This is a genomic window from Thauera sp. 2A1, from assembly GCF_009469595.2.
Lineage (GTDB): Bacteria > Pseudomonadota > Gammaproteobacteria > Burkholderiales > Rhodocyclaceae > Thauera.
In genome coordinates, this window is record NZ_SSXV01000061.1 from 1 (window position 1) to 3035 (window position 3035).

General features: G+C 52.4%; 2 rRNA genes. Both read left to right on the forward strand.

Annotated features, from left to right (window positions below):
- Window positions 1-2770, forward strand: a 23S ribosomal RNA gene (locus GH664_RS22150); the annotation flags it as partial.
- Window positions 2771-2847: 77 nt separating this feature from the next.
- Window positions 2848-2960 (forward strand): 5S ribosomal RNA (gene rrf / locus GH664_RS22155).
- The last annotated feature ends 75 nt before the right edge of the window (window positions 2961-3035 follow it).

Below are 3035 nucleotides of genomic sequence, written 5' to 3' on the forward strand. Positions count from 1 at the left end.
CCTAGCCGTCTGAAGGACGGTTACTCTTACCAAGTAAGAGAGCTAACGCAGGGAACTGAAACATCTTAGTACCTGCAGGAAGAGAAAATAAATGAATGATTCCCCCAGTAGTGGCGAGCGAACGGGGAACAGCCCAAACCAGTGGCGTCGCAAGGCGTGGCTGGGGTTGTAGGACCGCGACATTGTATGCAAATCGTGAACAGAACACTTTGGAAAATGTGACCATAGACGGTGATAGTCCAGTATGTGAAGCGAAATGCGGCATAGCGGTATCCTGAGTAACGCGGGACACGAGGAATCCTGCGCGAATCTGCCGGGACCATCCGGTAAGGCTAAATACTCCCGTGAGACCGATAGCGAACGAGTACTGTGAAGGAAAGGTGAAAAGAACCCCGAGCAGGGGAGTGAAATAGTTCCTGAAACCATGCGCCTACAAGCGGTCGGAGCATCTTACGATGTGACGGCGTGCCTTTTGCATAATGATCCTACGAGTTACCGTCACTGGCGAGGTTGAGTGTCATGAGACACGTAGCCGCAGTGAAAGCGAGCCTGAATAGGGCGCACAGTCAGTGGGGGTAGACGCGAAACCAAGTGATCTACACTTGGCCAGGATGAAGTCCCGGTAACACGGGATGGAGGTCCGCACCAATAAGCGTTGAAAAGCTTCTGGATGAGCCGAGTGTAGGAGTGAAAGGCCAATCAAACTTGGAGATAGCTCGTACTCCCCGAAAGGCATTTAGGTGCCGCGTCGGATGGTCACCGTGAGAGGTAGAGCGACCGATAGGACAAGAGGGCTTCACCGCCTATCGAGTCCTGACGAACTCCGAATGCTCACGGTTTGCAGTCCGGCAGTAAGGGGGCGGGTGCTAAGGTCCGTCCCCGAGAGGAGAAGAATCCAGACCGCCGTCTAAGGTCCCGGAGTTCTGCCTGAGTTAGTCTAACGAAGTCTGGTCCCTATGACAGCTAGGATGTTGGCTTGGAAGCAGCCATTCATTCAAAGAGTGCGTAACAGCTCACTAGTCGAGGGTCCGGGCATGGATAATAATCGGGTATAAGGCAGACACCGAAGGCGCGGGATAGCAATTATAAAAGTATCGGTAGGGGAGCATACTCACAGCGTCGAATGGTGTACGTAAGTTATCCTGGAGCGGTGAGTAAAGCAAATGTAGGAATAAGTAACGATAAGGAGGGTTAGATTCCCTCCCGCTGTAAGACCAAGGTTTCCCGGGCAATGCCAATCAGCCCGGGGTCAGTCGGGTCCTAAGTCTAAGCCGAACGGCGATGGCGATGGCAGAGACGGTTAATATTCCGTCACTGCCGCATGGGGCGACGTGGAGACGGAGCAGTGAAACCACCGCGGGGCGACGGAAGTCCCCGTTGAAGAGTGTAGGTGTTGAGGATGGCAGGCAAATCCACCATCCGAGCTGAACTTGATAGTATGGAGTCTTCTTCGGAAGAATCCAATAGTGTGGGTAATCATACTCCCGAGAAAATCCGCTAAGCTTAACCCATGCGGCACCCGTACCGCAAACGGACACACGTGGTCGGGTAGAACATACTAAGGCGTTGAGAGATTCATGGTTAAGGAACTAGGCAAATTGACCCTGTAACTTCGGGATAAAGGGTCCTCGTGATGAGCGAGGCGCAGAGAATAGGTCCAGGCAACTGTTTAACAAAAACACAGGGCTGTGCAAACTCGAAAGATGACGTATACAGCCTGACACCTGCCCGGTGCCGGAAGGTTAAGAGGAGATGTCACTCGCAAGAGGAAGCATTGAATTGAAGCCCCGGTAAACGGCGGCCGTAACTATAACGGTCCTAAGGTAGCGAAATTCCTTGTCGGGTAAGTTCCGACCTGCACGAATGGTGTAATGATCCGGACGCTGTCTCAACCATGAGCTCAGTGAAATTGTAGTATCGGTGAAGATGCCGATTACCCGCGATGGGACGAAAAGACCCCGTGAACCTTTACTACAGCTTAGCATTGACCTTGGTCATCCGATGTGTAGGATAGGCCGGAGGCTTTGAAGCGGGAGCGCCAGCTTTCGTGGAGCCATCCTTGAAATACGGCCCTTTGGCTGTCTGAGGTCTAACGCGTGATACGCGGACACTGCTTGGTGGGTAGTTTGACTGGGGTGGTCGCCTCCAAAAGCGTAACGGAGGCTTCCAAAGGTGCCCTCGGGTCGATTGGTAACCGACCTCAAAGAGTGCAATGGCATAAGGGCGCTTGACTGGGAGGCAGACATGCCGAGCAGGCAGGAAACTGGGGCATAGTGATCCGGCGGATGTGTATGGAAACTCCGTCGCTCAAAGGATAAAAGGTACTCCGGGGATAACAGGCTGATCCCCCCCAAGAGCTCATATCGACGGGGTGGTTTGGCACCTCGATGTCGGCTCGTCACATCCTGGGGCTGGAGAAGGTCCCAAGGGTTGGGCTGTTCGCCCATTAAAGTGGCACGCGAGCTGGGTTCAGAACGTCGTGAGACAGTTCGGTCTCTATCTATCGTGGGCGTGGGAGTTTTGAGTGGTGCCGTCACTAGTACGAGAGGACCGTGATGGACAGACCTCCGGTTTACCAGTTGTGCCGCCAGGCGCACCGCTGGGTATCTGAGTCTGGATTGGATAAGCGCTGAAAGCATCTAAGTGCGAAGCCAGCCGCAAGATGAGAACTCCATTGAGGGTCGTCAAAGACGATGACGTTGATAGGATGCAGGTGTAAAGACAGCGATGTCAAAGCCGAGCATTACTAATTGCCCGAACACTTTCTTTAGGAAAGTTCATAGTTTCAACTGTATTTTCAGTTCATTATGTTGTTTTGCTTGTGTGCAAATACGTCATACCCCATTATCAGGTGGTTATTGCGGTGAGGTCCCACCTCTTCCCATTCCGAACAGAGAAGTTAAGCTCACTTGCGCCGATGGTACTGCAATGCAATGCGGGAGAGTAGGTAGCCGCCTTCTTTTATCAAGAGCCTCAGATTTCGAAAGATTTCTGAGGCTTTTTTGTTTTTCCCCAATCTTTACATGAGAGATACA